Here is a 23,189-nt window from a genome sequence, read left to right as displayed (position 1 = left end):
GGAGCAAAGAATCAGGGACACCGATGCTGCCGCTGGACGATCTGCTGGTCCTCGATTTCTCGACGCTCCTGCCCGGGCCGCTGGCGAGCCTCTTCCTCTCCGAGGCCGGCGCGCGCGTCATCAAGATCGAGCGGCCGGGCGGCGAGGACATGCGCGGTTTTCCGCCGCGCTTCGGCGAGACGGCGGCGCCTTTCGCGGTGCTCAACCGCGGCAAGGATTCGGTCGAACTCGACCTCAAGGCGCCCGATGCGGTGGCGCGCCTCACCCCCCTGATCGCAAAGGCCGATATCCTGATCGAGCAGTTCCGGCCGGGCGTGATGGAACGGCTCGGCTTCGGCCATGAGGCGCTGAAAGCGATCAACCCGCGTCTGATCTATTGCTCGATCAGCGGCTATGGCCAGCACGGCCCGCGCGCCCAGGAAGCCGGGCACGACATCAATTACCAGGCGCTCGGCGGCCTGCTCGGCCAGTCCTTGAAACGCGGCGAGCCGCCGCCCCTGCCGCCGCCGCTCGTCGCCGATATCGCCGGCGGCACCATGCCGGCCGTGCTCAACATCCTGCTGGCCTTGCGCCAGCGCGACCGCACCGGGCAGGGCTGCCATCTCGACATCGCCATGGCCGATGCGATGCCGACCTTCGCCTGGTACGGGCTGGCGCAGGGGCAGGTGACCGGCTCCTTCCCCGATGGCGGCGAGGGGCTCCTGACCGGCGCGAGCCCACGCTACGGCCTCTATGCCACCGCCGATGGCTGGTTCCTCGCGGTTGGCGCGATCGAGCCCAAGTTCTGGCAGGGCTTCTGTGAGGGCATCGGGCTCGACGAGAAGTTGCGCGACGACCGCCGCGACCCCGAGGCTACGCGGGCGGGCATTACCGCGATTATCGCCAGCGAGAGCGCCGCCTATTGGCGCGCGCTGATCGAGCCGCTCGATTGCTGCTGTACGGTGGTCCGGACGCTGGAGGAGGCGGTCTCCGATCCGCAGATGTCGGCGCGCGGCCTGCTCGATGCGCAGGTCGAGGAGCCCGGCGGCCGCCGCCTCGTCTCGACGCCGTTGCCGCTGGCGCCGGTCTTCCGCGAGCAGGCGGCCGGATTGCGAAAGGTCGCGGCGAGCGGGGCCGACACGCGTAGGATTTTGGGGGAAGGCTGATCTGACCCAGCCGTCATTCTCGGACGGAGCGAAGCGCAGACCCGAGAATCTCTTGCAGAATGGAGCGCCTCTTTCAGCCTGAGATGCTCGGTGCAAGCCCGAGCATGACGGAGTTTCCTATCGCGCCGCTCCGCCGGCCAGCCCCTGACGCATCACGAGGCGCCGCAGCGGACCGATCCGTGACAGTGCCAGCAGGCCAGCACCGCGCATCAGGTCGGCCGGCATCAGATCGGTCAGCAGCGTGCGATTGAGCACATCGACCGCGCCGGTCCGCAAACGGACATCCGTTCGCCGGGCCCCGTCATAATCGGCGATGACGCTTTCCGCTCCGGCATCCGTGACGCCGGCGAGCGCCTCGCTCAACGCTGCAACATCCCGCAGGCCGAGGTTGAGCCCCTGCGCTCCGATCGGCGGGAAGACATGCGCGGCCTCGCCGATCAGCGCCATGCGCCCGGCACCGAAGCGCTCGACCGAGAGCCCGCCCATCGGCACCTTGCCGCGCGGACCCGAGACCGTCATCGCCCCGAGCAGCGACTGCACCTGTCGCTCGACACGCAGGGCGAAGGCTGGATCGTCGAGCGCGGTCAGCGCCGGGGCCTCTTCCGGATCGACCAGCCAGACCAGCGAGGAGCGCCGGCCGGGCAGGGGCACGATCGTGCAAGGCCCTTTCCGCGTATGGAACTCGGTCGAGGTTTCCTGATGGTCGCGGCGGTGCTCGAAGATCGCAGTCAGGGCGATCTGCGGATAGCGCCAGTCGCGGCTTTCGATGCCGGCCGCCGCACGCACCTGCGAATTGCGGCCATCCGCGCCGACGATGAGCCGGGCCTTCAACGGTGCGAAACCCTCGCCGGAGAGGCTCACGCCGTCCGTCTCCGGCTCGATCGCCCGGACGAAGCCGGGGATCATGCGCAGACCGGAGAGACCAGCGGCTTTCTCAGCAAGGAGTGCGGTCAGGTCGGCATTCTCGATATTCCAGCCGAAGGCCTCCAGCCCGATCTCGGACGCCCGGAACTCGACCGGCGGCTGGCGGAACAGGCTGCCGCTGTCGTCGACGAGGCGCATGACCTCGAGCGGCGCCGCCTTCTCCAGCAAGGCCTCCTGCACGCCGAGCTCGGCCAGCATCCGCCAGGAGCCGTCGAGCAACGCGACGGTGCGCCCGTCGCGCGGTGTCGCGACCGGGCCGAGCAGGGCGACGCTGCGCCCCTCGCGGCTCAGTGCCAGCGCGGCCGCAAGACCGACGGCGCCGGCGCCCACGATCGCGATATCGACCTGATCGGCAGTCTGTTTGCTCATCGCCCATGGCTAGCCGATGCGCGGCATCTTGGCCACGGGCCGCAAAGTCGCAAGGTGCGTTCTGCGTTGGGCACGGATGCCTTTCCGGCCCGATGAACTATGGTCGGGGCATCCATCCCGTAGGAGATGCCTTTCATGGTCAAAGCCATTCGTGCCCACAAGACCGGCGGCCCCGAGGTCCTGCAGTTCGAGGACGTCACCCTGCCGCAGCCGGGTCCCGGCGAAATCCTGATCCGCAACCGGGCGATCGGCCTGAACTTCATCGACACCTATTTCCGCTCGGGCCTCTACCCGGCGCCGCAACTGCCTTTCACGCTGGGCAACGAGAGCGCGGGCGACGTGCTCGCCGTCGGCCCGAACGTCACCGAGTTCAAGCCCGGCGACCGCGTCGCCGTGGTCTCGGCGCTCGGCGCCTATGCCGAGGAGCGCATCGTTCCGGCGGCCTCCGTCGTGGCGCTGCCGGACGGCATTTCCTACGAGGCCGCCGCCAGCATGCTGCTGAAGGGGCTGACGGCCGAATACCTGCTGCACCGGACCTACAAGGTGAAGCCGGGCGACACGATCCTGGTCCATGCCGCCGCCGGCGCCACCGGCCTCATCCTCTGCCAATGGGGCAAGGCGCTGGGCGCCACCGTGATCGGCACTGTCGGCTCGAAGGAGAAGGCGGAGCTCGCCAAGGCGCATGGCGCCGACCATGTCATCAACTACCGCGAGGAGGATTTCGCGGCGCGGGTGAAGGAGGTCACCGGCGGGGCGCTCTGCGACGTGGTCTATGACGGCGTCGGCAAGGACACCTTCATGAAGTCGCTGGACACCCTGAAGCCCTTCGGCCTGCTGGCGAGCTTCGGTAACGCCTCGGGCTCGGTCGAAGCGTTCAATCTCGGCATCCTCGCCGCCAAGGGCTCGCTCTATGTCACGCGCCCGACGCTCAACACCCACACGGCCAAGCGCGAGACCATGATCGCGATGGCGAAGAACCTGTTCGGGGCGGTGACGAGCGGCAAGGTCAAGGTGCCGGTCAACGCGACCTTCCCGCTGAAGGATGCAGCCGACGCCCACCGCCTGCTGGAATCGCGCGGTACCACGGGCTCGACGGTGCTGATTCCCTGATCCGGGACGTCATGCTCGGGTCAAGCCCGAGCATGACGGCGGAAAGAACATGCGCCCGGTCATCCGGGCGCATTTTTTATGCGCGGTGTGAACCCGGCGATCAGGTGCCGCGACCAAACGACATCAGCAGGATGTGCTGACAATCATTCGAGGTGATGTCATGCCCAACAAGATCAAGATCGTCGGCCTTCTGTTTGCGACCCTGACGCTTTCGACCGCTGCCATGGCCCAGCAGGGCGGCGGCGGCGGTGGCGGTGGTGGTGGCGGCAATGGCGGCGGCGGCCAGGGCGGTCAGGGCGGCGACCACAATTCCGTCATCGCCATCCGCCTGCAGGATCACGAACGCCTCCGGGTGCCGGGCGCAGGACGGGCGCGGACCGCCGGGACCAATTGCACCGCCGTCGCCTGCAATGAGCGGCCTGGCCGCGAGCCTCCTCCGGCCCTGGCCTCGGAAGGCTGCGGCGGCGACCTGAGGGTCGCGCAGGATCGCCGGGGCCGCGCCGTCCGTCAGGTGTGTGGGTTCGGAAGCTGACGCGCGAGCCGGTTCAGACCGCGATGCCGTGAAGATCGTAGGCATCGGCCCGTTCGATCTTCACGGTGACGATATCGCCGGCCCGCAGGGGGCGGCGGCTCGCGACATAGACATTGCCGTCGATCTCTGGGGCATCCCATTTCGAGCGGCCCTTGGCCACGGTCGGGCCGGCCTCGTCGATGATGACCTGAATGCGCTTGCCGACGCGGCCCTTGACGATGCGGGCGGAAATCTCGGCCTGCGCCTTCATGAAGCGGTGCCAGCGCGCCTCCTTCACCTCTTCGGGAATGAGGTCGAGGCCGAGGTCATTGGCGGGCGCGCCCTTCACCGGCTCGTATTTGAAGGCGCCGACGCGCTCCAGCTTCGCTTCCTTCAGCCAGTCGACGAGGATGTCCATGTCCTCTTCGGTCTCGCCGGGGAAGCCGACGATGAAGGTCGAGCGGATGGCGAGGTCCGGGCAGATCTCGCGCCATTTGCGGATGCGGTCCAGCGTGCGGTCCTGATGGGCCGGGCGCTTCATTGCCTTGAGGACGTTCGGCGAGGCGTGCTGGAAGGGGATGTCGAGATAGGGAAGGACGATTCCCTCCTGCATCAGCGGAATGACCTCGTCGACATGCGGGTAGGGGTAGACATAGTGCAGGCGCACCCACATTCCCATCTGCCCGAGTTCGCGGGCAAGTTCGAAGAACCGGGTGCGGATCTCACGATCCTTGAACATCGAGGGCGCATACTTGATGTCGAGCCCGTAGGCGCTGGTGTCCTGCGAGATCACCAGCAGCTCCTTGACGCCGGCCTTGGCGAGCTTCTCGGCCTCGCGCAGCACGTCGCCGATCGGCCGCGAGACGAGGTCGCCGCGCAGCTTGGGGATGATGCAGAAGGTGCAGCGATTATTGCAACCCTCTGAAATCTTGAGATAGGCGTAGTGCCGCGGCGTCAGCTTGATGCCCTGATCGGGCACGAGATCGACGAAGGGATCATGCTTCGGCGGCACCGCCTGATGCACGGCCGAGACGACGCTCTCATAGGCCTGCGGGCCGGTGATCGCGAGCACGTTCGGGAAGGCGTCGCGGATCTGTTCGGGCTCGGCGCCCATGCAGCCGGTGACGATGACTTTGCCGTTCTCGGCCATGGCCGCGCCGATTGCCTCAAGCGATTCCGCCTTGGCGGAATCGAGGAAGCCGCAGGTGTTGACGATGACGAGATCGGCACCGGAATGGCTCTTCGAGAGCTCGTAGCCCTCGGAGCGCAGCGAGGTGATGATCCGCTCGGAATCGACGAGCGCCTTCGGGCAGCCCAGCGAAACGAAGGAGATTTTCGGCGCGACGGCGTTCATCGGCTGATGGCTCGGTTCAGAATGTCAGGAAGCGCCGCGCGTCACGGCACGCGATCGGCGCTTCCTTTGAACCTTTTCAACCTGTTTTGCAATCGAAAGCGCGATCAGGCCGCCTTGCCGGTCGCGACGGGTCGGTCAGGGTCCTGCGTCCAATCGGTCATCGAGCCGTCATAGAGCGCGACCTCGTCGCGGCCGAGCACCTCCGACAGCACGAACCAGTTTGCCGCGGCCGAATGGCCGGTGTTGCAATAGGAGATCACCGGCCCCTGAGGCACCGCGGAGAAGAGCTGCTGCAGCTCGCCCGGCGCCTTGAGCTTGCCGCCCTCGAAGGCGCCGGCATAGTCGCGCTGGATCGCGCCCGGGATGTGGCCGGCGCGCGCAGCCTCGGCCGATTTCTCGCGCCCTTCGAAATAGCTCGGCCCGCGCGCATCGACGAGGCTCGCCTGCTTGCTGCGCGATGCGACGAGCGTGGAATCCGCCGTGCTGCGCAGGCCCTGCTGCGCCACGACCGGATAGGCGCCGGCGCTCTTCGGCGCGGAGGCGCCGGTCGCGACCGGGCGTTCCGGATCGTTGGTCCAGCCCTTGAAGCCGCCATCGAGGATCGCCTGCTGGCCGTGGCCGATGAATTTCAGCGTCCAGTAGACCCGCGCCGCCGCGGCGAAATCGGTCGCGGCGGTGCCGGCCGGGACGATCACGACATCATCCTGCGGCTTGATGCCGAGCCGGCCTGCCAGCGCAGCGAGATGGGCGAGCGGCGGCAACATGCCCGGCGCATTGCCGATCTTCGCCCGCCAGCCATCGGCGGCATAGTCGGAATGCACGGCACCGGGAATATGCGCGGTCTCGAAGGCGGCCTTCGCGCCGTCGGCAGCGGTGCGGATATCGACGATGACGAGGTTCTCGTCGCCGAGCCGGGCGGCCAGCGCGTCCGGCGAGATCAGTCCTGCGAATTCAGCCCTGCTCATTCAGCGGCCTCCTTGTGCAATTCATCGATCACTTCGAGGCTGTAGCTCATCTCGGCGGTCGCCCCGAGCATGATCGAAGCCGAACAGTATTTTTCCTTCGACAATGTGACGGCCCGCTCCGCCTTGGCCTGGGACAGGCCCTTGCCGGTGATGCGGTAGGCGAGGTGAATCTTGGTGAAGACCTTGGGATCGGTCGTGGCGCGCTCGGCTTCGACGTCGACCTCGCAGCCGGTGATGTTCTCCCGGCCCTTCTTGATCATCCCGACGACATCGAAAGCCGTGCAGCCGGCAAGCCCGATCAGCAGCATCTCCATCGGCCGGATGCCGAGATTGCGCCCGCCATATTCGGGCGCACCGTCCATGATCATGGCGTGCCCGCTGCCGGACTCGCCCATGAAGGCCATGCCATCAACCCATTTCGCGCGTGCTTTCATCGCGATCTCCTGTCCGGATCGAGAGAGCCGAGAATGGCTGCCGGATTCGCCCGGGAGGCTAGGGCATCGCGCTGGAAAGGGGAATCCGCTTTTAGCGACCGCCCGATGCACGAGATTTCCGATCAGGCGGCAGCGAACAGGTTGCCATGGGTGATGCGGAGCCTGATCCGCTCGCCGATCGCCGGGGCGACCTGGCTGGCGAGATCGACCTCGAGCCGCTTCTTCAACCCCTCGACCGCGACCTCCGCCCGGCGGATCGGGCCGTTGCGGCGCAGGTGCTCGACCGTGCCGGGTAGCGCCAGCGGCGTCTCGTCGACGATGCGCAGATGCTGCGGCCGAACATAGAGCGAGGCCGGGCCACCCTGGTTCTGCGACAATCCGCCCAGCACCGGCCGGTCGCCGAAGAAGGCCTGGCTGCCGACGACCTTGACCGGCAACTTGTTCACCTCGCCCAAAAACTCGCAGATGAAGGGTGTGGCCGGATGGTCGTAGACGTCGTCGGCCGAGCCGACCTGCTCGATGCGACCCTCGTTGAGGATCGCGACGCGGTCGGCCAGCTCCAGCGCCTCCTCCTGGTCGTGGGTGACGAAGACGGTGGTGTGGCCGGTGCGCCCGTGCAGCTCGCGCAACCAGGCGCGCAGATCCTTGCGGACCTTGGCATCGAGCGCACCGAAGGGCTCGTCCAGCAGCAGAACACGCGGCTCGATGGCGAGAGCGCGGGCGAGTGCGACGCGCTGGCGCTGGCCGCCGGAGAGCTGGCTAGGGTAGCGCTTCTCCAGCCCCGGCAACTGAACGAGGTCGAGCAGATCGCCGACACGCTTGCGGATTTCCTCGTTGCTCGGACGCTCGCGGCGCGGCCGAGACTTCAAGCCGAAGCCGATATTCTCGGCGACGTTCATCGTCTTGAACAAGGCGTATTGCTGGAAGACGAAGCCGATGCGGCGGTCGCGCAGCGAGAGCTCGCGCGTATCGGTCTCGCCGAACAGCACGCGGCCGCGATCGGCTTCCTCCAGCCCGGCGATCAGGCGCAGCAGCGTGGTCTTGCCCGAGCCGGACGGACCGAGCAGCGCGACGAGCTCCCCCGGCTGGATATCGAGCGAGACGCCGCGCAGCGCCGGGAAGTTCTCGAAGCGCTTTTCGATGGTCTCGATGGTGACGGCGACCGACATGGCGAGAAATCCTTCGTCTGTGGGTCAATGGCGGCGACTGGCGGCGATCACATCGCCGTAGTGCCATTCCAGCAGGGTCTTCAGCACGAGGGTGACCAGCGCCAGCCCCGCCAGCAGCGAGGCCACCGCGAAGGCGGCCGCGCCCATGTATTCGTTGTAGAGAATCTCGATATGCAGCGGCATGGTGTTGGTCAGGCCGCGGATCTTGCCCGAGACCACCGCGACCGCGCCGAATTCGCCCATCGCGCGGGCGTTGCAGAGCAGGACGCCGTAGAACAGGCTCCATTTCACGTTCGGTAGCGTCACCGCGAAGAAGACCCGCCAGGGCGAGGCGCCGAGCGTCAGCGCCGCTTCCTCGTCGGCCGAGCCGAGCGACTGCATATGCGGAATCAATTCGCGCGCCACGAAGGGGAAGGTGACGAACACCGTCGCCAGGATCAGGCCAGGCAGGGCGAAGACGATCTTGAGATCGTTGGCCTGGAGCCAGGGCCCGAAATAGCCCTGCGCGCCGAAGAGCAGCACGAAGACGAGGCCCGAGATCACCGGCGAGACCGAGAAGGGCAGGTCGATCAGGCTGATCAGCAGGTCCTTGCCGCGGAACTCGAACTTGGCGATGGCCCAGGCGGCGGCGATGCCGACGATGATGTTGAACGGCACGGCGATCGCGGCGACCAGCAAGGTCAACCGGATCGCCGCCAGCGCATCCGGCTCGGTGATCGCGGCGCGATAGGCCTCCCAGCCCTTGGCGGCAGCCTCGACAAAGACCGTGACCAACGGCAGCAGCAGGAAGAGCAGCAGGAAGGCGAGCGAGATCGCGATCAGCGCGACTTGCACGACGGGGCTCTCGCTGCGCGCCCGGCTGGCGCTGCGAGGCGGCGTGGCTGCAGCGGAGGGCAGGGTGGCGTCAGACATCGCCGAACCTCCGGCGGGCGCGGGCCTGGATCAGGTTGCCGGCGAGGATGAGCGCAAACGAGATCAGCAGCATCATCGTCGCCACTACGGCCGCGCCGGCATAATCGAACTGTTCGAGCCGGATCACGATCAGCAGCGGGGCGATCTCCGAGATCATCGGCACATTGCCGGCGATGAAGATCACCGAGCCGTATTCGCCGACCGCCCGGGCGAAGGCGAGCACGAAGCCGGTCATCAGCGCCGGCAGGACCTGCGGTAGGATCACCCGGAAGATCGTCCGGAAGCGGCTGGCGCCGAGCAGCGCGGCGGCCTCCTCGACATCGCTCTGCAATTCCTCCAGCACCGGCTGCACGGTCCGCACCACGAAGGGCAGGCCGATGAAGATCAGCGCCACCATCACGCCGAGAGGCGTATAGGCGACCTTGCCGTCGAAGCCGAAGGAGAGATCGGTGAAGGGGATGGTCAGCTTGAAGGCGAGCGGCGCCAGCAGCGAGCCGACCCAGCCATTCGGGGCATAGATCGCGGCGAGCGAGATGCCGGCGACTGCCGTCGGCAGGGCGAAGGGCAGGTCGACCGCCGCATCGATCAGGCGCCGGCCGGGAAATTCGTAGCGCACCAGAACCCAGGCCAGGATCAGCCCGAACACGGCGTTGACGAGCGCAGCGAACAGCGCGGCGGTGAAGGAAAGCTTGAGCGCAGCGAGCGTCCGCGGCGAGGTCGCCACCGCCCAGATATCGGCTGGGCCGGCGCTGGCGGCCTTGAGGAACAGCGCCGCCAGCGGGATCAGCACGATCAGCGACAACGCCGTCACGGTGATCCCGAGCGCCAGCCCGAAGCCGGGCAGGATGCTCGGCTCGCGCCAGCGGAAGGTCGTCGTCGCCGCCGTCATGGGCAATCCTCAGCGGGCCGGCTTGTAGAGCTGGTCGAAGGTGCCGCCATCGCCGAAATGGGTCGGCTGCGCCTTCTTCCACCCGCCGAACACGTCGTCGATCGTCACCAGCTCGACTTTCGGGAAATTGGCGATGTCCTTGGCGTCGGCGGCTTCCGGGTTGCGCGGGCGATAGAAGTTCCGGGCGATGATCGCCTGCGCCTTCGGGGTGTAGAGGAATTCGAGATAGGCCTGCGCCTGTTCGCGGGTCTTCTTGGCATCGACATTGCCATCGACCAGGGCGACCGGCGGCTCGGCCAGGATCGACAGGCTGGGCACGACGATGTCGAACTTGTCGGTGCCGAACTCCTTCAGGGCGAGGAAGGCCTCGTTTTCCCAGGACAGGAAGACGTCGCCGATGCCGCGCTGGGTGAAGGTCGTGGTCGCGCCGCGCGCGCCGGTGTCGAGCACCGGGACATTGGCGAGCAGCTTGCCGATATAGTCGCGGATCTTCGCGTCGTCCTTGTTGAAGGCCTTCTCGGCATAGGCCCAGGCGGCGAGATAGTTCCAGCGCGCCCCGCCCGAGGTCTTCGGGTTCGGCGTGATGATCTGGACACCCGGCTTCACGAGGTCGCCCCAGTCCTTGATCGCCTTCGGATTGCCCTTGCGGACGAGGAAGACGATTGTCGAGGTATAGGGCGAGGAATTGTGCGGCAGGCGCTTCTGCCAGTCGAGCGGCAGCTTTTTCGAGCGCTCGGCGACGGCATCGATGTCGCCGGCCAGCGCCAGCGTCACCACATCGGCGTTGAGCCCGTCGATCACGGTGCGGGCCTGCGCGCCGGAGCCGCCATGCGACTGGCGGATCGTGCTGATCTTCTTGTCGGGGTGCTTCGCGTTCCATTCGGCGAGGAAGGCCGCGTTGATGTCACGATAGAGCTCGCGGGTCGGGTCGTAGGAAACGTTGAGGAGCTCGGTCTGGGCGCGCGCGCCGGCAACGACGCCGAAGCACAGGCTGAAGGCTCCCAGTACCAGTCCGGCCCGAAGGAGGCGGCTATAAGCAGGTCGCGTCATGTCAGGGCTCCGTTGGTTCGCGGCGAGGTTTGAAGAAGCCTCGATCCGTTCTGAATAACAAACGAAACGTACTGAATTATCGGCTTTGCCTCAATGACTTGGCGCAAACAGCGCCTTCCAAATTGCGGCACCGGAGGAGAAAACGCATCTCCGGCAATCACGTTCCACCCCGCGACGAAGCCGGGCCGCTGTCAGGCCCGGCGGCGATCTTCCGCCGAATTCGCAGCGGAAAGCGCCGGGCCGAAGGCATGGCCGAGCAGGACGAGAACCGGGCCGCTCGCCGGTAATTCGCCGAGCCGCTCTGGCAGGTCGGCGATGGTCGCGGCGATGCGTTGCTCGTCCGGTCGCGTGGCGGCGAGCACGGCGACGGCCGGCGTCTGCGGGTCGAGGCCGGCGGCAATGGCACGCTCGCGGAAGCCGGGCAGGGTGGCCCGCGCCATGTAGATCACGGTCGAGGCGGCGGGGTCGGCCATGGCGCGCCAGTCGAGATCCTCAGGCAGTTCGCCCTTGCGCGAATGGCCGGTGACGAATTGCAGGCGCCGCGCATGGTCGCGATGGGTCAGCGACAGGCCGAGCGAGGCGGCCGCACCCTGCGCGGCCGAGATGCCGGGCACGATCGCTACGGGCACGCCAGCCGCCTGGCAGGCCTCGATCTCCTCGCCGGCACGGCCGAAAATACCGGGGTCGCCGCCTTTGAGGCGCACGACATGCTTGCCTTGCGTAGCCAGCGAGACGATCAGCGCGTTGATGTCACCCTGCTTCACCGAGGGGCCATAGCCGGTCTTGCCGACCAGCATGCGCTTGGCTTCGCGCCGCGCCAGTTCGAGCACGCCGGGCGAAACGAGATCGTCATAGAGAATGATGTCGGCGCTCTGCAGGGCACGGATCGCCTTCAGCGTCAGCAATTCCGGATCGCCCGGACCGGCACCGACCAGCGTGACGCGGCCCTTGCCGTCATGATTGGCTTCGATCCGGGATAGCTTCGCGAAAAGCTCGGCCTCGTCATCGAGGTTCGGCGTGCGTTCCGGCTCGGCCATGGCCTTGCCGGCGAAAAGCTCCCAGAAGCTGCGTCGCAGGGCGAAGGGCAGTTCGCGCGCCTGCACCGCCGGGCGCCAATCGGCGGCAGCTTGCGCCCAGTTCTTCAGCCCGGGCGGCAGCAAGGCCTCGATCTTGGTCCGGATTGCCTGTCCGAAGACCGGCGCCGCGCCATCGGTCGAGACCGCAACGATCAGCGGAGAGCGGTTGACCAGCGCACCGAAGGCGAAATCGCAATGCTCGGGCTTGTCGACGATATTGACCGGCACGCCGGCCTGCCGCGCCGCTGCGACGAAGGCGCGGACCGCATCGGCATCGTCGAGATCGGCGACGGCGATCGCGGCATCGGTGAGATCGTCGGCCTGCCAGGCCCGACCATGCACATGAACGCGTCCGCCAACCTCGCTTTGTACCAACCCTGCGAACAGCGCCTCCTCGCCATCGGCGAAGACGTGAAGGTCCGCTCCCGTCGCCGCCAGCAGCTCCGCCTTCCACAGCGCGCCCTCGGTCCCGCCGGCGAGCACCACCTTGCGCCCGTCCAGCTTGTGGAAGAGCGGCAGCGTCGCCAGCGGCTCGATGCGGGCCGCTGTGGATTCGGGCTGTCTGTCGGTCATCGGGTGGTCGCCACGGCCTTTGCGTCTGCCGCATTGCGCTCGTTGCCCGCCGGTGGCGTCAGCAGCCACAGCGCGGCCAGTGTCAGGATGATAAGGCGAAAGCAAAGATCGAACCAGCGCCTGCGTGCTCCGCTTGCAGGCTGGAGCAGCAGTTGCGTCTCGAACACGGCATCAGGATCACTTTCATCGATGCTCGCAGCGGTGCGGGAGCGCTCGATGGAACCCTGTGTCGCGGTCGAGATCGTCATGCCTCACTCCGCTGCGATGGGCGCTGCGGCTCTCGCCGCCCGGCGCTGGTCGAGGACGTTGCGGCCGCTTTCGCTATAGCCGCGCTGGTAGGTGGCGCTGAACGTGTCCCGGGCCTGCAGCCATTGCGGCACCGGCTGGCGGGCGGCACTCGCCTCGGGCAGTTCGATGGTGTCGAAGCCGCAGGACAGCGCATAGGCGAACTGGTCGGCGATCAGCGGGCCGCTGGCGCGAATCTCACCGGCGAAGCCGGCGCGCCGGATCTGGCGGGCGAGGCTGAAGCCGCGCCCGTCCGCATAGGCGGGAAAGGCGATGGCGACGAGCGCCAGCCGCGGCAGGAAGGGTTCGAGCGCGGCGAAGGGCACGGAATTGGGCAGGATCACGCCGATCACCTGCTCGGGCTCCTGCGCGTCGAGCGCCGCGGCGAGAACCTCCCAGGGCACGATCGCCGCCGGGATATTGCCGATCGCCGCGCCTTCGCTGCGGGTCCAGCGGTCCTCGGCACTTCCGGTCCGGTCAAGCAGCGGCACGGGCGGTCTCCTGGAAAGCGGCCTTGAAGGGGCTGAGCCCGATGCGGCGGACATTGTCGATGAAGCTCTCGCCCTCGCTGCGCGCGGCGAGGTAGACGGAAACGATCCGCTCGATCGCGTCCGGCACCTCCTCGGCGGCGAGGCCGGGCCCGAGAATTTCGCCGATCGCGGCATTCTCGGTGGCGTCGCCGCCGAGCGTGATCTGGTAGGATTCGATGCCGCGCTTCTCCAGGCCGAGAATGCCGATATGGCCGACATGGTGATGGCCGCAGGCATTGATGCAGCCGGAGATCTTGATGCCGAGCGGCCCGATCTCGCGCTGGCGCGCCTCGTCGGCGAAGCGGCTCTGGATCGCCTGCGCGATCGGGATCGAGCGCGCCGTCGCCAGCGCGCAATAATCGAGGCCGGGGCAGGAAATGATGTCGGTGACGAGCCCGACATTGGCGGTGGCCAAGCCGGCCTCACCGAGCTGCTGCCAGAGGGCGAAGAGGTCGCGCTGGCGCACATGTGGCAGCACGAGGTTCTGCGCGTGGGTGACGCGCAATTCGTCGAAGGAATAGCGTTCGGCGAGATCGGCGACGCGGCGCATCTGCTCGCTGGTCGCATCGCCAGGCGCCTGGCCGATCGGCTTCAGCGAGATCGTCAGCGCGGTGTAGCCGGGCACCTTGTGCGGCGCCGTGTTGACCTCGACCCAGCGGGCGAAAGCGGGGTTCGCAGCCTTGGCTGCCTCCAGCGTATTGCTGGCGGCCGGCAGCGCCTCGTAGCGCGGCGGCGCGAAATAGGCGGCGATGCGCGCAACCTCTTCCGAATCGGCATTGATCGAGGGGCCGTCGAGCTGGGCGAACTCGGCCTCGACGCGGCGGGTGAATTCCTCGGCGCCGATCTCGTGGACGAGAATCTTGACGCGCGCCTTGTACTTGTTGTCGCGCCGGCCTTCGAGATTATAGACCCGCATGATCGCCTCGAGATAGGCGAGCAGGTCCTTCTTCGGCAGATAGTCGCGCACCACCTTGCCGATCATCGGCGTGCGGCCGAGCCCGCCGCCCACGCTGATCTCGTAGCAGGTCTCATGCGTGTCGGGATGGCGGCGCAGGCGCAGGCCGATATCGTGCGCCTTGATGACGACCCGGTCGGCTTCGGCGCCGGTCACCGCGATCTTGAACTTGCGCGGCAGATAGCTGAATTCGGGGTGGGCCGAGGACCATTGCCGGATCAGTTCGGCGGTCGGGCGCGGGTCCTCGATCTCGTCCTGCGCGACGCCAGCGAAATGATCGGCGGTGACGTTGCGGATGCAGTTGCCGGAGGTCTGGATGCAGTGCATTTCGACATCGGCGAGCAGCCCGAGGATTTCAGGCACGTCGCGCAGCTTCGGCCAGTTGAACTGCAGGTTCTGCCGCGTGGTGAAATGGCCGTAGCCGCGGTCATACTTCTCGCCGATGAGGGCGAGCTGGCGCAATTGCCGCGAATTCAGCGTGCCATAGGGCACGGCGATCCGCAGCATATAGGCGTGAAGCTGGAGATAGACGCCGTTCTTCAGCCGGAGCGGCTTGAACTCGTCCTCGGTCAGAGAGCCGTCGAGCCGGCGCGCCACCTGGTCGGTGAACTGCGCCACCCGCTCCCGGACAAAACGCTCGTCGAATTCGTCGTAACGATACATGGTCAGCCCTTCGGCGCGGCGACGATGCCTTCACCGGCCTGCTTGCCGAGATCGGGACGATTGCTGGGGCCGAGCGTCTTGAAGCGCTCGCGGAAATGGCGGGGAACCGGGCTGCCGCTCTCGATGGCGACATCGACGAGATAGGCGTCGACCACCTTGTTGCCGCGCAATTGGGCAGCCGCGAAGGCTTCGAGCCGGTCAGCCGCTGCGTTATCGGTCGCGACCAGCGCGAGCACCGGATCGCGCGTCCAGGCCAGCGTGCCGGCGCCATCGGCCGTCGCGAAGACGACATCGCCGTCGAGCAGGTCGTTGGCGAGCAGGGTCGCCGGCAGGGGAACGCGTTTCGCAGCGGCGGCCATCACGCGGCCTCCGCGAGCGTCAGCGTCAGCCCGTCGAGATCGTCAGCCCAGATGATCTGGCAGGAGAGGCGCGACGTCGCCTCGATCAGCGGCAATTCGTCGAGCGCATCGATTTCCTCGTTGCGCGGCTCGGGCAGCTTCTCGGCCCATTCCTGGGCGACGATGACATGGCAGGTGCCGCAATCGCAGGAGCCTCCACAGACGCCCTCGATGCCGACCTTGTAGTCGCGCAGGATCTCCATGACCCGCCAGCCTTCTACGGCTTCCAGTTCATGGCTCCGGCCCTGTCGATCGATGACGTTCAGAACTGCCACGATAACGCCCATCCCCGTTCGGTGTTTCGAACAGGAGTTTTACGCTATCGGCAGGGTATGGCTCAATTCACATCAGGTAGGCGGTTTTTTCGAATTATCCTGACGGCAGAGTAGAATTATCCCAGGGAGCGGCTTTTCGGCGGATCTGCCGCAAATTTGTGCCATTCGGGCAACTTCGCGCGCCACGCAGCGAGGCTGCCCGAATGCAGACCGTATGTCAGGCGCTTTTCAGGATCGTTTCGACGATGTCCTGCACATCGAACGCTTCGCTGAGGGTCGCGAGATGGTGCGGTTCGCCACGGGTCAGCTTCGCCACGCCTTCGAGCTGCCGGCGCAGGGCCAGCGGGCGCGCCTCGTTCTGGGAGAGCGCTTCCGGATCGGGCTCCCAACTGCCGTCGGCAAGACGACGCTCGGCGCGCGACCAGTCGCAGAGCCGGACAGCGCCCTTATCCCCCTCCAGCGTCCAGACGTTATGGTCGTCCTTGGTGGTCGTGCCGACGCCGCCGGTGAGGCTGACGGGCAGGGCGCCCGCGGTCAGCGTCGCCTCGATCCGGCGCTCGCTCTTGCCGGATTCGGGGTAGGCGGCCTTGGCGGAAAGGTTGGTGAAGGGGCCGGCGATGCGGCGGGTCAGGAACAGGAAATGCGAGACGACCTCGCGGGTGAAGCCGCCCTGCGCCGTACGGTCGAGCCAGCCCGCCGCGTCGACCTGCCAGGAGCGCGGCCAGGTCGCGAAGGCGACCTCGATCGAGACGCGTTGGGGCGTGCCGACCGCGCCCGATTCGATCCATTCCCGCAAACGGGCAACGGCCGGCGAGGAGGCAAAGGGAAAGTTCACCGCGCCGCGCGCGCCGGCCTCAGTGACGAAAGTCCGCGCATCGTCGACATCGACCGCGAGCGGCTTCTCGCAGAACACCGCCTTGCCGGCAGCGAGCGCCGCACGGGCATGACCGAGATGGGAGGAGGGCGGGGAAGCGATATAGACGCAGTCGCTTGCAGCGATCAGGGCAGCCGCATCCGGCTGCTGCGGCACCGCTGGCAATGCAGCACCGATCCGCTCCATCGCCTCGGCCGAGGGGTCCCAGATGCCGGAGACGCGGAGTGCGCTCGCCGGCTGGTCGAGCGCGGCGCGCAGCATGCGCTCGCCCATGATGCCGGCGCCGATCAGGCCAAGGGAAATGGGATTTGCGGTCATATGCGTCTCGCTCGCCGGATCTTCGTGCCGGCTGCTGTTTCCCCGGACAAGGCCCGTTTGTCCAGCGGTTTGGCGCCCGCTCAGGATTGTGGTGGCTTTGCCCGCATTCGGGCGGTCAGGCCGATGCCCGTTACCGCCAGCGCGAACAGCACCCAGAGCGGATCGGCCCGGTTGAGCAGGAACGATTCCAGCATCCCGATATAGGTCATGAAGATCACGATCATGACGAAGAGATCGGCGAGCCGGCGGTTCGGCGCGACGCGGCAGGCGCGCAGATAATCGACGAGCGGCAGGCCCATCAGCACGAAGACCATCACGATGGCGCCGGGCACGCCGAAGGTCAGCGCGGCGTCGAGATAGCTGTCATGGCCGGAGCCGATGCCGCGCACGTCCCAGCTCGCCTCGTAATTCTCCTCGAGGCCGGTGACGGCCGGCGTCTGCCAGAAACTGGCATAGCCGTAGCCGGACCACGGTCGCTCGGCGATGCGTTGCAGGGCGAATTTCCAGATCTCGTCGCGCCCGGTGAAGGTCGGGTCCGAAATCAGCGCCTTCAGGATGCCGTTGAGCGCAGGCGACATCACCGAGCCGACCGTCAGCGCCGCGATCAGCCCGACCAGTACGAGATGGGCAAATATCGCCAGCCCCGGCCGCCCGGTCACGCGCCCCATTGCCACCACGCCGATGGCGAGCGGCAGGAAGCCCAGCGTCGTCTTGGAGCCGCTGTTGAGCACGAACAGGACGCCGAGCGCTACGATGATGGCCCCGCGCCAGCGCAGGCCACAGCGCCAGCCGTAGATCCCGATCATCGCGACGATCGAGAAGACCGGAGCGGCGAAGTTCTTGTGCGAGAGATGCCCGCGCCAGTCGCCGGCATGCACGCCCTCCGCGCCTTCCGAACCGTGGATGACAAGCCGCGGCGCCACCACCAGCATCGCGTAGACCAGCAGCAGCAGCACGAGGCAGGCATTGACCGCGGCCACGGCGAAACCGTGCTCGTCATCCGGCAGCACGAGGATGCCGGCGACGACGATCATCACGATCGCGGTCAGCAGCAAGCCGCGCAGCGAGCCGGTCGGATCGAAGGATTGCAGCGCCGACAGCGCCGCGATGCCGAAGACGACAGCCCAGCGGCTGAAGCCCAGCCGCGCCAGCACGTCGCGCCGCGTCAGGCCGAGCATCGCTGCGAGAAAGACCAGCCCGAGCCCGAAATAGCCGATCTGGTTGACGATATTGCCGGTCGGCTCGCCCGGCGCCGTCGGTTCCGGCGGCCCGGCGAAGGGCTGCAGCGACAGCATCAGGATGAACAGCCCGCAGCCGGCGAGGATGCCGCCGAACGCGCCGGTCCCGGCCGCGGAACGGTGGCTGTCGCTGATCGTCGAGCCCTGGACGCTGTCGCTCATGGATGTTTCGCGGCCGTCTTCGGAAAGCCCGCCGATGCGGCGGGCCGAGCGCGAACGCAGCATAGGCGTGGAATCTTAAGGGCGTCTCACCGCCGCAGGACGTCGCGGTTGACGCTTCCCGCCGCGCTGCCCCATGACACGGCTCCCGATCGAGAAGGGTCCGCCCCATGAAAGCCGTCGTCTACGAAGCCTTCGGGCAGGCCCCCGAATTGCGCGTCCTGCCGGACCCGACCCCGGAGCCGCACAGCGTCGTCATCAAGGTCGAGGCGACGGGCCTGTGCCGCAGCGACTGGCATGGCTGGGTCGGCCACGATCCCGATATCCGCCTGCCGCATGTGCCGGGCCATGAGCTCGCCGGCGTCATCGCCGCGGTCGGCCGCAGCGTCGTGCGCTTCCGCGAGGGCGACCGCGTCACCGTGCCCTTCGTCTCGGGCTGCGGCTCCTGCCCGCAATGCCATTCCGGCAACCAGCAGGTCTGCGACGATCAGTTCCAGCCCGGCTTCACCCATTGGGGCTCGTTCGCGGAATATGTCCGGATCGACCGGGCCGATTTCAACCTCGTGCGCTTGCCCGAGGAGATCGATTTCGCTACGGCCGCCAGCCTCGGCTGTCGCTTCGTGACCTCGTTCCGCGCCGTGGTCGACCAGGGCAAGGTCTCGGCCGGGCAATGGGTCGCGGTGCATGGCTGCGGCGGCGTCGGCCTCTCCGCGATCATGATCGCCAATGCGCTGGGCGCGAACGTTGTCGCGATCGACATCTCCGACGACAAATTAAAGCTCGCCCGCGATGTCGGCGCCGCGGTGACGATCAACGCCAAGACCCAACCCGATGTCGTCGCCGCCGTGCGCGATGCTACCGGCGGCGGCGCCCATGTCTCGCTCGATGCGCTCGGCCACCCCCAGACCTGCTTCAACTCGGTGGCGAACCTGCGCAAGCGCGGCAAGCATATCCAGGTCGGGCTTCTGCTGGCGGAGCAGGCGACGCCGCCGATCCCGATGGCGCAGGTCATCGCCCACGAGCTCGAAATCCTCGGCAGCCACGGCATGCAGGCGCATCGCTATAGCGCGATGCTCGACATGATCAGCGCTGGCAAGCTCACCCCGCAGCAGCTCGTCGGCCGCCGCATCGACCTTGCCGAATCGATCCCCGCCCTGATGGCGATGGACCGCTTCGAGGGCACGGGCGTGACGATCATCGACCGGTTCTGAAGGCGCCGCTCGGCAGCCCGGCCAAGGAGGCCTCCAGCCCTCATCCTGAGGAGCGATCCGTGAGGGTCGCGTCTCGAAGGATGCTTCAGGAGGCTCCTGAACCCTCTGGAGCATCCTTCGAGACGCCGCTACGCGGCTCCTCAGGATGAGGGCCGAGTTTCCTTCGGCCTTATTCCCCACCCCGCGCGCTCTCCCCGGCGACGCGGACCTCGGCCTGCGCGGTCGCCTCGTCGGGGTCGAGCCCGTTGGCGCGATTCTCCATAGCGTAGGCGAACGACCTGCGGGTATCGTCCGGCATCGCCCGCAAGACGGCGAGGAAGCAGGCGCCGCGCGCATCCTGGCAGGCGCGCCTCCGCTTGCAGGTTCGGTTCGGGCAGACGCGAAAGATTTCGAGCTGGTCGGTCAGCCGGCGAAACAGGGCGGACCGCGCCCTCTGGCAGCTTTCGAAATCGGTGATCGGCGGGATCGCGGCGGGGGTGTTCTGGCGTTTCGGCATGGCGGGTCTCCCTGGGTCAGGCACGCAGGATCGTCCGCCTGCGCGGATGCGCGGCGGGGTCGCAAGGGTGGCTAGACAGGGCTGGCGGAGCGCCGCGAGGCGCGAGGGATATCCGCAACCGTTGAGCCAGGCTGCGGCGCGGCGGGATTGAGCCACCCGTCGCACGCCCCGTGGCGCTCCGCCTCCGGCGATTTTGGGCTCCGGGCCGCGCTTATCGGGCCGGGCAGTTCAGGATGGGCGGGTTTCGACGCCAGTGTCCCTTACGGGAGCGTCGCGTCGTCGCCATAGCCATCGTCAACGGCCGGCCGTTCCCAGCGAGCTCCTCGCACAGGGACCGTAGTGTCCCCAGGGCGGTTCCCGAAGCCTCCCGGGAGCAGGGCGTAACCCCCGCCCGCAGGCGCCGACCCTCACCCAACCTCCAGCATACCTCCGGACGGCCGCCCCGTTTGGGTGATGGGCGAGGGCAGGATAGGGCGGGCGAGGAGGGGCGGGGATAAGTTTGCGGCTGCAAAAAGTCTCTACTTTCGGCGGGAATCAATCAATAACAATCGAAAGTCCCCAAGACGCAATTGGATCGCCTGCTTTTAGATCGCGGTCAAATAGGCGGCTCCTGCCACCATCGGGGCCGGAGTAAATTCCGAGCACAAATCGGTCTGGCCCTTCGATTTTGTAATTAAATTTACCATCAATAAGGTAATTCAAAAATATAGAGAAAAGAGAAAATCGCCTAAGACCCGATAGAGGGCTTTTGGATATCTTATTATAAGTCGAATTTAAGCCCCCACTTCCTGTTACCATGGCCTCAAATTTCCGTTCAATAAGATCGTCAAAATTCATGTCGTGTCGAATAAAGCTGGTCGATATACTATAATAAGGCCTCGATATCGAATCTCGCTCCAAGGCAAAAAATATCTTGGACCCGCTTTTCAGGGATCCAACAAATTCCTTGATGTTAACGATTTCGCCGCTTGAGCGTAAAAGAGCTCTAGGTGTGATGTCGACATCGACGCTGCTTATCCCAGCTACCGCCCGAAAAATACTCTCTATATCAAGCTGAGATTGAAATACTAAATCAAGCTGTGCTTCGGCCCAAGTCTTCAGATCGTCCTTCGAGGCCGCCCTGGAGCCTCCTTGTCTAGCTGCAGTTCCTGGAGTGCAGCCAACAATGCCTTTCACCAATCCATCTGCGCGACTGAAAACAGAAAGCCCGCCAACATGTACCCATCCGTGGCTCTCCGCCACATCGATAAGCCCACGAGTGTGAATATGGCCGTCAGCATCTGAGATGGTTCGTATCAAAGATACCTCAGGCGCAGAGATCAATCGCTTAGGCTCCCCTTGGGTTGCCATTATTTCATTGAAATGCTTCGTGAATTCGACATTATCAATGGTAAATATATCAGGTCTATTCAGTGAAATTAGGGCGCGATTTCCTATTTTTAAGTTACATTGAACGCCGAGTGCAAATGTCAATCGCGACAAAGTAAGTTCTATACTTTTCCAATAGGTCTCCAAATTGTGAGAATCATCCTCGAGTATAGGTGATGATTGCTGTGCAATATAATTTAGCCAATTTAGGCGCGTGACACTAATTTGAATGGCTGTGACATCGTTGTTGCAATAGTATATATCCAATTCAGGATCAAAAGACCTCAGTTCTGATCTGCTCTTAATTCCATGTTTAAAGCTTAAGGTCTTTGCCGATTTAAAAGAATCGTCCCACGGCCTTGAAGTTATCGATACTTGATCCGCTATCATGAATACAGAGTAAAATCCAATTCCAAACTGGCCCGTCGGCTTAAATCGGCTATTATTTGACAATCCAGGATGAGCGAAAGGAAGGGACGGGCTCGACCACAAAGACTCTCCAAAATTCAACAATGTGCCGGTTAGAATATCCGAGGACATTCCAATTCCGTTATCTGAGATTACGATCTTAAAAGGTGCTAGTTTATCTTGTGTTTCGTCGATTGAAATTTCAATATTTATCGAGCCTGCATAAGAGTTGTACTTATCTTGTTGGCTTCTTGCTCTGATTGCGTCGGCTGAATTTTGGACAAGCTCTCTGATTGGAGCTATCACATCATTTCCGTAAAGCGCCCAGCCGCCAAGCTTCTCAATCAGAGAGATCGGATTGCCGATTCGCACCGAAGTATCGACAGGTATCCATCCAGAGACCCTTACCAATGATTTCAATATTTCAGGATCATTCGCGCCTTCAATATTCCTAGCAGACAGTTGCTTCAACTCGGCGTGGTTTTTGCGTTGAAGTCGAGATCTGATTTCCTTATCGCAGTCGCGCAATTCCTTATCTGCAATCGCTATAGAGTCGAAAGCCGTCCACCATGATGTCATTTGATTGCGACCGAAGGGTAGCTTTGATTCAAAAACTAGAGAGCTGCCCCGCAAAAAGCCCGGCTTTAAACGCGATTGAAAGTCCCAGTGATCCAGCGAAACCCCGTTCGGACTGAGTAGTATGAATGGCATTATCCGCGCGCGGCGCTCATCAATTGCGCAAGCATCGGCGCATCGCAGGATGCAAGCAAGTTTGAAGGCATCAATTGTCCAGCCCTCAAACTCCGCAGGTGGGGTCGCTGGATCTTGAAAACGCTCCGAGACGTCTTTTAATGACCAGTGATGGCTGGCCGCTATCTGTCCAATAATAGAGCCGCAGTCAACATACAGATCTACATCTGCAATAAATGAATAATCAAAATCTATAAGGGGGTGCTTGAATTTAGATTCAAGTAGATTTTCTGCTCTTTCGGCATGCAAGGCGCGCAAGGTTTCAAATAATGATTGTTTTTCTAATGTTTCATTTTTATCTATCGAAATTTCGCTATGATCTTGTTTGTTCTGAGAACGAGTTTTGTATGATAGAATATCTTTGAACAAAGTACTGGATTTTATAGCATCAAGCCCGCCTGGGTATGCTGCTGCGGTTAGGCCGGAATCGTGGATTAAGAATGCGGCTCCCAAAACGAAGCCTTCTAAAGCGTTGAGTGGATACGAGTCGCCACATATTTGATCTGCTACCGACCATAGCTGATGCACATGGGTAAGATCGTGAATAGTAAGGCCATGACAATCTTGGGGTATCGATTTGAAGAGACCTTCAACTCGTGCTTCTAGAGCGAAATATGCGTTCTCTAATTTTGACGAAGCAGCCGTTTGGGTCGCTGATAGGGTCCTCTCGGGGCGAAATGCCGCCCGCCAGAGTTTGCTTTCTTTAAAATCGTACATGCCGCCCGTCGCGAACAATCCGAAACTGGCGCAGAATATGATGATTCACTTTTAAATTGCACA

The 23,189-nt window shown here is 64.7% G+C and carries 22 protein-coding genes; 3 read left to right on the top strand and 19 right to left on the bottom strand.

What is annotated here, in order from left to right; genetic code table 11:
* Positions 1-23: 23 nt before the first annotated feature.
* Positions 24-1,145: a CaiB/BaiF CoA transferase family protein gene (locus ASE61_RS14620; protein ID WP_061968023.1), complete on the top strand. Its 1,122-nt coding sequence runs from the start codon at positions 24-26 to the stop codon at positions 1,143-1,145.
* Positions 1,146-1,262: 117 nt separating this feature from the next.
* On the opposite strand, the gene ASE61_RS14615 is transcribed toward ASE61_RS14620, so the two are convergent.
* The gene (locus ASE61_RS14615; protein ID WP_061968022.1) at positions 1,263-2,438 is read right to left on the bottom strand and encodes a UbiH/UbiF family hydroxylase; all 1,176 of its coding nucleotides are present in this window, start codon (positions 2,436-2,438) and stop codon (positions 1,263-1,265) included.
* Between the two features lie 135 nt (positions 2,439-2,573).
* On the opposite strand from ASE61_RS14615, the gene ASE61_RS14610 reads away from it, so the two are divergent.
* Positions 2,574-3,548, top strand: coding sequence for a quinone oxidoreductase family protein (locus tag ASE61_RS14610; protein ID WP_061968020.1), 975 nt, complete (start codon positions 2,574-2,576; stop codon positions 3,546-3,548).
* A 100-nt stretch (positions 3,549-3,648) separates the two neighbouring features.
* On the opposite strand, the gene ASE61_RS26000 is transcribed toward ASE61_RS14610, so the two are convergent.
* The 16 genes from ASE61_RS26000 to ASE61_RS14530 all read right to left on the bottom strand — a co-directional run bounded on the left by ASE61_RS26000 (position 3,649) and on the right by ASE61_RS14530 (position 18,179).
* Positions 3,649-3,888: a hypothetical protein gene (locus tag ASE61_RS26000; RefSeq protein ID WP_156407105.1), complete on the bottom strand. Its 240-nt coding sequence runs from the start codon at positions 3,886-3,888 to the stop codon at positions 3,649-3,651.
* Positions 3,889-4,093: 205 nt separating this feature from the next.
* Positions 4,094-5,413, bottom strand: coding sequence for a 30S ribosomal protein S12 methylthiotransferase RimO (gene rimO / locus ASE61_RS14600; protein ID WP_061968017.1), 1,320 nt, complete (start codon positions 5,411-5,413; stop codon positions 4,094-4,096).
* 104 nt (positions 5,414-5,517) lie between these two features.
* Complete coding sequence (locus tag ASE61_RS14595; RefSeq protein WP_061968015.1) at positions 5,518-6,378, bottom strand: sulfurtransferase; 861 nt, start codon at positions 6,376-6,378, stop codon at positions 5,518-5,520.
* Positions 6,375-6,812 carry an OsmC family protein gene (locus ASE61_RS14590; protein WP_061968013.1) on the bottom strand — a complete coding sequence of 146 codons (438 nt, stop codon included), beginning with the start codon at positions 6,810-6,812 and terminating at the stop codon, positions 6,375-6,377. The genes ASE61_RS14595 and ASE61_RS14590 overlap by 4 nt, the downstream gene beginning before the upstream one ends.
* Positions 6,813-6,934: 122 nt before the next feature.
* Positions 6,935-7,981 (bottom strand): sulfate/molybdate ABC transporter ATP-binding protein, encoded by a 1,047-nt coding sequence (locus ASE61_RS14585; protein WP_061968012.1) that lies wholly within the window; start codon positions 7,979-7,981, stop codon positions 6,935-6,937.
* Between the two features lie 24 nt (positions 7,982-8,005).
* Complete coding sequence (gene cysW, locus ASE61_RS14580; RefSeq protein WP_061968010.1) at positions 8,006-8,893, bottom strand: sulfate ABC transporter permease subunit CysW; 888 nt, start codon at positions 8,891-8,893, stop codon at positions 8,006-8,008.
* On the bottom strand, positions 8,886-9,782 hold the full coding sequence (gene cysT / locus ASE61_RS14575) for a sulfate ABC transporter permease subunit CysT (RefSeq protein ID WP_061968009.1): 897 nt from the start codon (positions 9,780-9,782) through the stop codon (positions 8,886-8,888). The genes cysW and cysT overlap by 8 nt, the downstream gene beginning before the upstream one ends.
* Before the next feature lie 9 nt (positions 9,783-9,791).
* Positions 9,792-10,832, bottom strand: coding sequence for a sulfate ABC transporter substrate-binding protein (locus tag ASE61_RS14570; protein ID WP_061968007.1), 1,041 nt, complete (start codon positions 10,830-10,832; stop codon positions 9,792-9,794).
* 191 nt (positions 10,833-11,023) lie between these two features.
* A complete protein-coding gene (cysG, locus tag ASE61_RS14565) occupies positions 11,024-12,481 on the bottom strand; it encodes a siroheme synthase CysG (protein WP_061968005.1) in 1,458 nt (485 codons plus the stop codon).
* Positions 12,478-12,729 carry a hypothetical protein gene (locus tag ASE61_RS14560; RefSeq protein WP_061968004.1) on the bottom strand — a complete coding sequence of 84 codons (252 nt, stop codon included), beginning with the start codon at positions 12,727-12,729 and terminating at the stop codon, positions 12,478-12,480. The genes cysG and ASE61_RS14560 overlap by 4 nt, the downstream gene beginning before the upstream one ends.
* A gap of 3 nt (positions 12,730-12,732) precedes the next feature.
* Positions 12,733-13,257: a DUF934 domain-containing protein gene (locus ASE61_RS14555; protein ID WP_244492843.1), complete on the bottom strand. Its 525-nt coding sequence runs from the start codon at positions 13,255-13,257 to the stop codon at positions 12,733-12,735.
* Entirely contained in the window at positions 13,244-14,914 is a 1,671-nt protein-coding gene (locus tag ASE61_RS14550; RefSeq protein ID WP_061968002.1) for a nitrite/sulfite reductase, read from the bottom strand. Before ASE61_RS14550 ends, ASE61_RS14555 begins: the two co-directional genes overlap by 14 nt.
* Before the next feature lie 2 nt (positions 14,915-14,916).
* Positions 14,917-15,273 carry a DUF2849 domain-containing protein gene (locus ASE61_RS14545; protein WP_061968000.1) on the bottom strand — a complete coding sequence of 119 codons (357 nt, stop codon included), beginning with the start codon at positions 15,271-15,273 and terminating at the stop codon, positions 14,917-14,919.
* Positions 15,273-15,587, bottom strand: coding sequence for a 2Fe-2S iron-sulfur cluster-binding protein (locus ASE61_RS14540; RefSeq protein ID WP_244492842.1), 315 nt, complete (start codon positions 15,585-15,587; stop codon positions 15,273-15,275). The genes ASE61_RS14545 and ASE61_RS14540 overlap by 1 nt, the downstream gene beginning before the upstream one ends.
* 217 nt (positions 15,588-15,804) lie before the next feature.
* The gene (locus tag ASE61_RS14535) at positions 15,805-16,779 is read right to left on the bottom strand and encodes a Gfo/Idh/MocA family protein (protein WP_061967997.1); all 975 of its coding nucleotides are present in this window, start codon (positions 16,777-16,779) and stop codon (positions 15,805-15,807) included.
* A gap of 80 nt (positions 16,780-16,859) precedes the next feature.
* Complete coding sequence (locus ASE61_RS14530) at positions 16,860-18,179, bottom strand: O-antigen ligase family protein (protein ID WP_156407104.1); 1,320 nt, start codon at positions 18,177-18,179, stop codon at positions 16,860-16,862.
* 167 nt (positions 18,180-18,346) lie between these two features.
* Here ASE61_RS14530 and ASE61_RS14525 point away from each other — a divergent pair, with 167 nt between their 5' ends.
* Entirely contained in the window at positions 18,347-19,387 is a 1,041-nt protein-coding gene (locus ASE61_RS14525) for a zinc-dependent alcohol dehydrogenase family protein (protein ID WP_061967993.1), read from the top strand.
* Between the two features lie 169 nt (positions 19,388-19,556).
* Here the strand turns inward: ASE61_RS14525 and ASE61_RS14520 are convergent, their stop codons facing one another.
* Together ASE61_RS14520 and ASE61_RS25995 are read right to left on the bottom strand one after the other, a co-directional pair.
* Positions 19,557-19,883 carry a hypothetical protein gene (locus tag ASE61_RS14520; RefSeq protein ID WP_061967992.1) on the bottom strand — a complete coding sequence of 109 codons (327 nt, stop codon included), beginning with the start codon at positions 19,881-19,883 and terminating at the stop codon, positions 19,557-19,559.
* Between the two features lie 534 nt (positions 19,884-20,417).
* Positions 20,418-23,126: an ATP-binding protein gene (locus tag ASE61_RS25995; RefSeq protein WP_156407103.1), complete on the bottom strand. Its 2,709-nt coding sequence runs from the start codon at positions 23,124-23,126 to the stop codon at positions 20,418-20,420.
* Between the last annotated feature and the right edge of the window lie 63 nt (positions 23,127-23,189).

Origin of the sequence: Allobosea sp. Root670, assembly GCF_001429415.1 — a bacterium.
GTDB classification, from domain to species: domain Bacteria; phylum Pseudomonadota; class Alphaproteobacteria; order Rhizobiales; family Beijerinckiaceae; genus Allobosea; species Allobosea robiniae.
Note: the sequence above shows the minus strand (reverse complement) of the source record. Positions and strands in the feature narration are given on the sequence as shown.

Excerpts from the sequence above, each read along its gene's own strand:
- ASE61_RS14535 (WP_061967997.1), bottom strand. The coding sequence starts at position 16,779 with ATGACCGCAAATCCCATTTCCCTTGGCCTGATCGGCGCCGGCATCATG.
- ASE61_RS14560 (WP_061968004.1), bottom strand. The coding sequence starts at position 12,729 with ATGACGATCTCGACCGCGACACAGGGTTCCATCGAGCGCTCCCGCACC.
- ASE61_RS14585 (WP_061968012.1), bottom strand. The coding sequence starts at position 7,981 with ATGTCGGTCGCCGTCACCATCGAGACCATCGAAAAGCGCTTCGAGAAC.
- ASE61_RS14570 (WP_061968007.1), bottom strand. The coding sequence starts at position 10,832 with ATGACGCGACCTGCTTATAGCCGCCTCCTTCGGGCCGGACTGGTACTG.
- ASE61_RS14530 (WP_156407104.1), bottom strand. The coding sequence starts at position 18,179 with ATGAGCGACAGCGTCCAGGGCTCGACGATCAGCGACAGCCACCGTTCC.
- ASE61_RS14525 (WP_061967993.1), top strand. The coding sequence starts at position 18,347 with ATGAAAGCCGTCGTCTACGAAGCCTTCGGGCAGGCCCCCGAATTGCGC.
- ASE61_RS14590 (WP_061968013.1), bottom strand. The coding sequence starts at position 6,812 with ATGAAAGCACGCGCGAAATGGGTTGATGGCATGGCCTTCATGGGCGAG.
- ASE61_RS14620 (WP_061968023.1), top strand. The coding sequence starts at position 24 with ATGCTGCCGCTGGACGATCTGCTGGTCCTCGATTTCTCGACGCTCCTG.
- ASE61_RS14610 (WP_061968020.1), top strand. The coding sequence starts at position 2,574 with ATGGTCAAAGCCATTCGTGCCCACAAGACCGGCGGCCCCGAGGTCCTG.
- cysW (WP_061968010.1), bottom strand. The coding sequence starts at position 8,893 with ATGTCTGACGCCACCCTGCCCTCCGCTGCAGCCACGCCGCCTCGCAGC.
- ASE61_RS25995 (WP_156407103.1), bottom strand. The coding sequence starts at position 23,126 with ATGTACGATTTTAAAGAAAGCAAACTCTGGCGGGCGGCATTTCGCCCC.
- rimO (WP_061968017.1), bottom strand. The coding sequence starts at position 5,413 with ATGAACGCCGTCGCGCCGAAAATCTCCTTCGTTTCGCTGGGCTGCCCG.
- ASE61_RS14545 (WP_061968000.1), bottom strand. The coding sequence starts at position 15,273 with ATGGCCGCCGCTGCGAAACGCGTTCCCCTGCCGGCGACCCTGCTCGCC.
- ASE61_RS14595 (WP_061968015.1), bottom strand. The coding sequence starts at position 6,378 with ATGAGCAGGGCTGAATTCGCAGGACTGATCTCGCCGGACGCGCTGGCC.
- cysG (WP_061968005.1), bottom strand. The coding sequence starts at position 12,481 with ATGACCGACAGACAGCCCGAATCCACAGCGGCCCGCATCGAGCCGCTG.
- ASE61_RS14615 (WP_061968022.1), bottom strand. The coding sequence starts at position 2,438 with ATGAGCAAACAGACTGCCGATCAGGTCGATATCGCGATCGTGGGCGCC.
- ASE61_RS14550 (WP_061968002.1), bottom strand. The coding sequence starts at position 14,914 with ATGTATCGTTACGACGAATTCGACGAGCGTTTTGTCCGGGAGCGGGTG.
- cysT (WP_061968009.1), bottom strand. The coding sequence starts at position 9,782 with ATGACGGCGGCGACGACGACCTTCCGCTGGCGCGAGCCGAGCATCCTG.
- ASE61_RS14520 (WP_061967992.1), bottom strand. The coding sequence starts at position 19,883 with ATGCCGAAACGCCAGAACACCCCCGCCGCGATCCCGCCGATCACCGAT.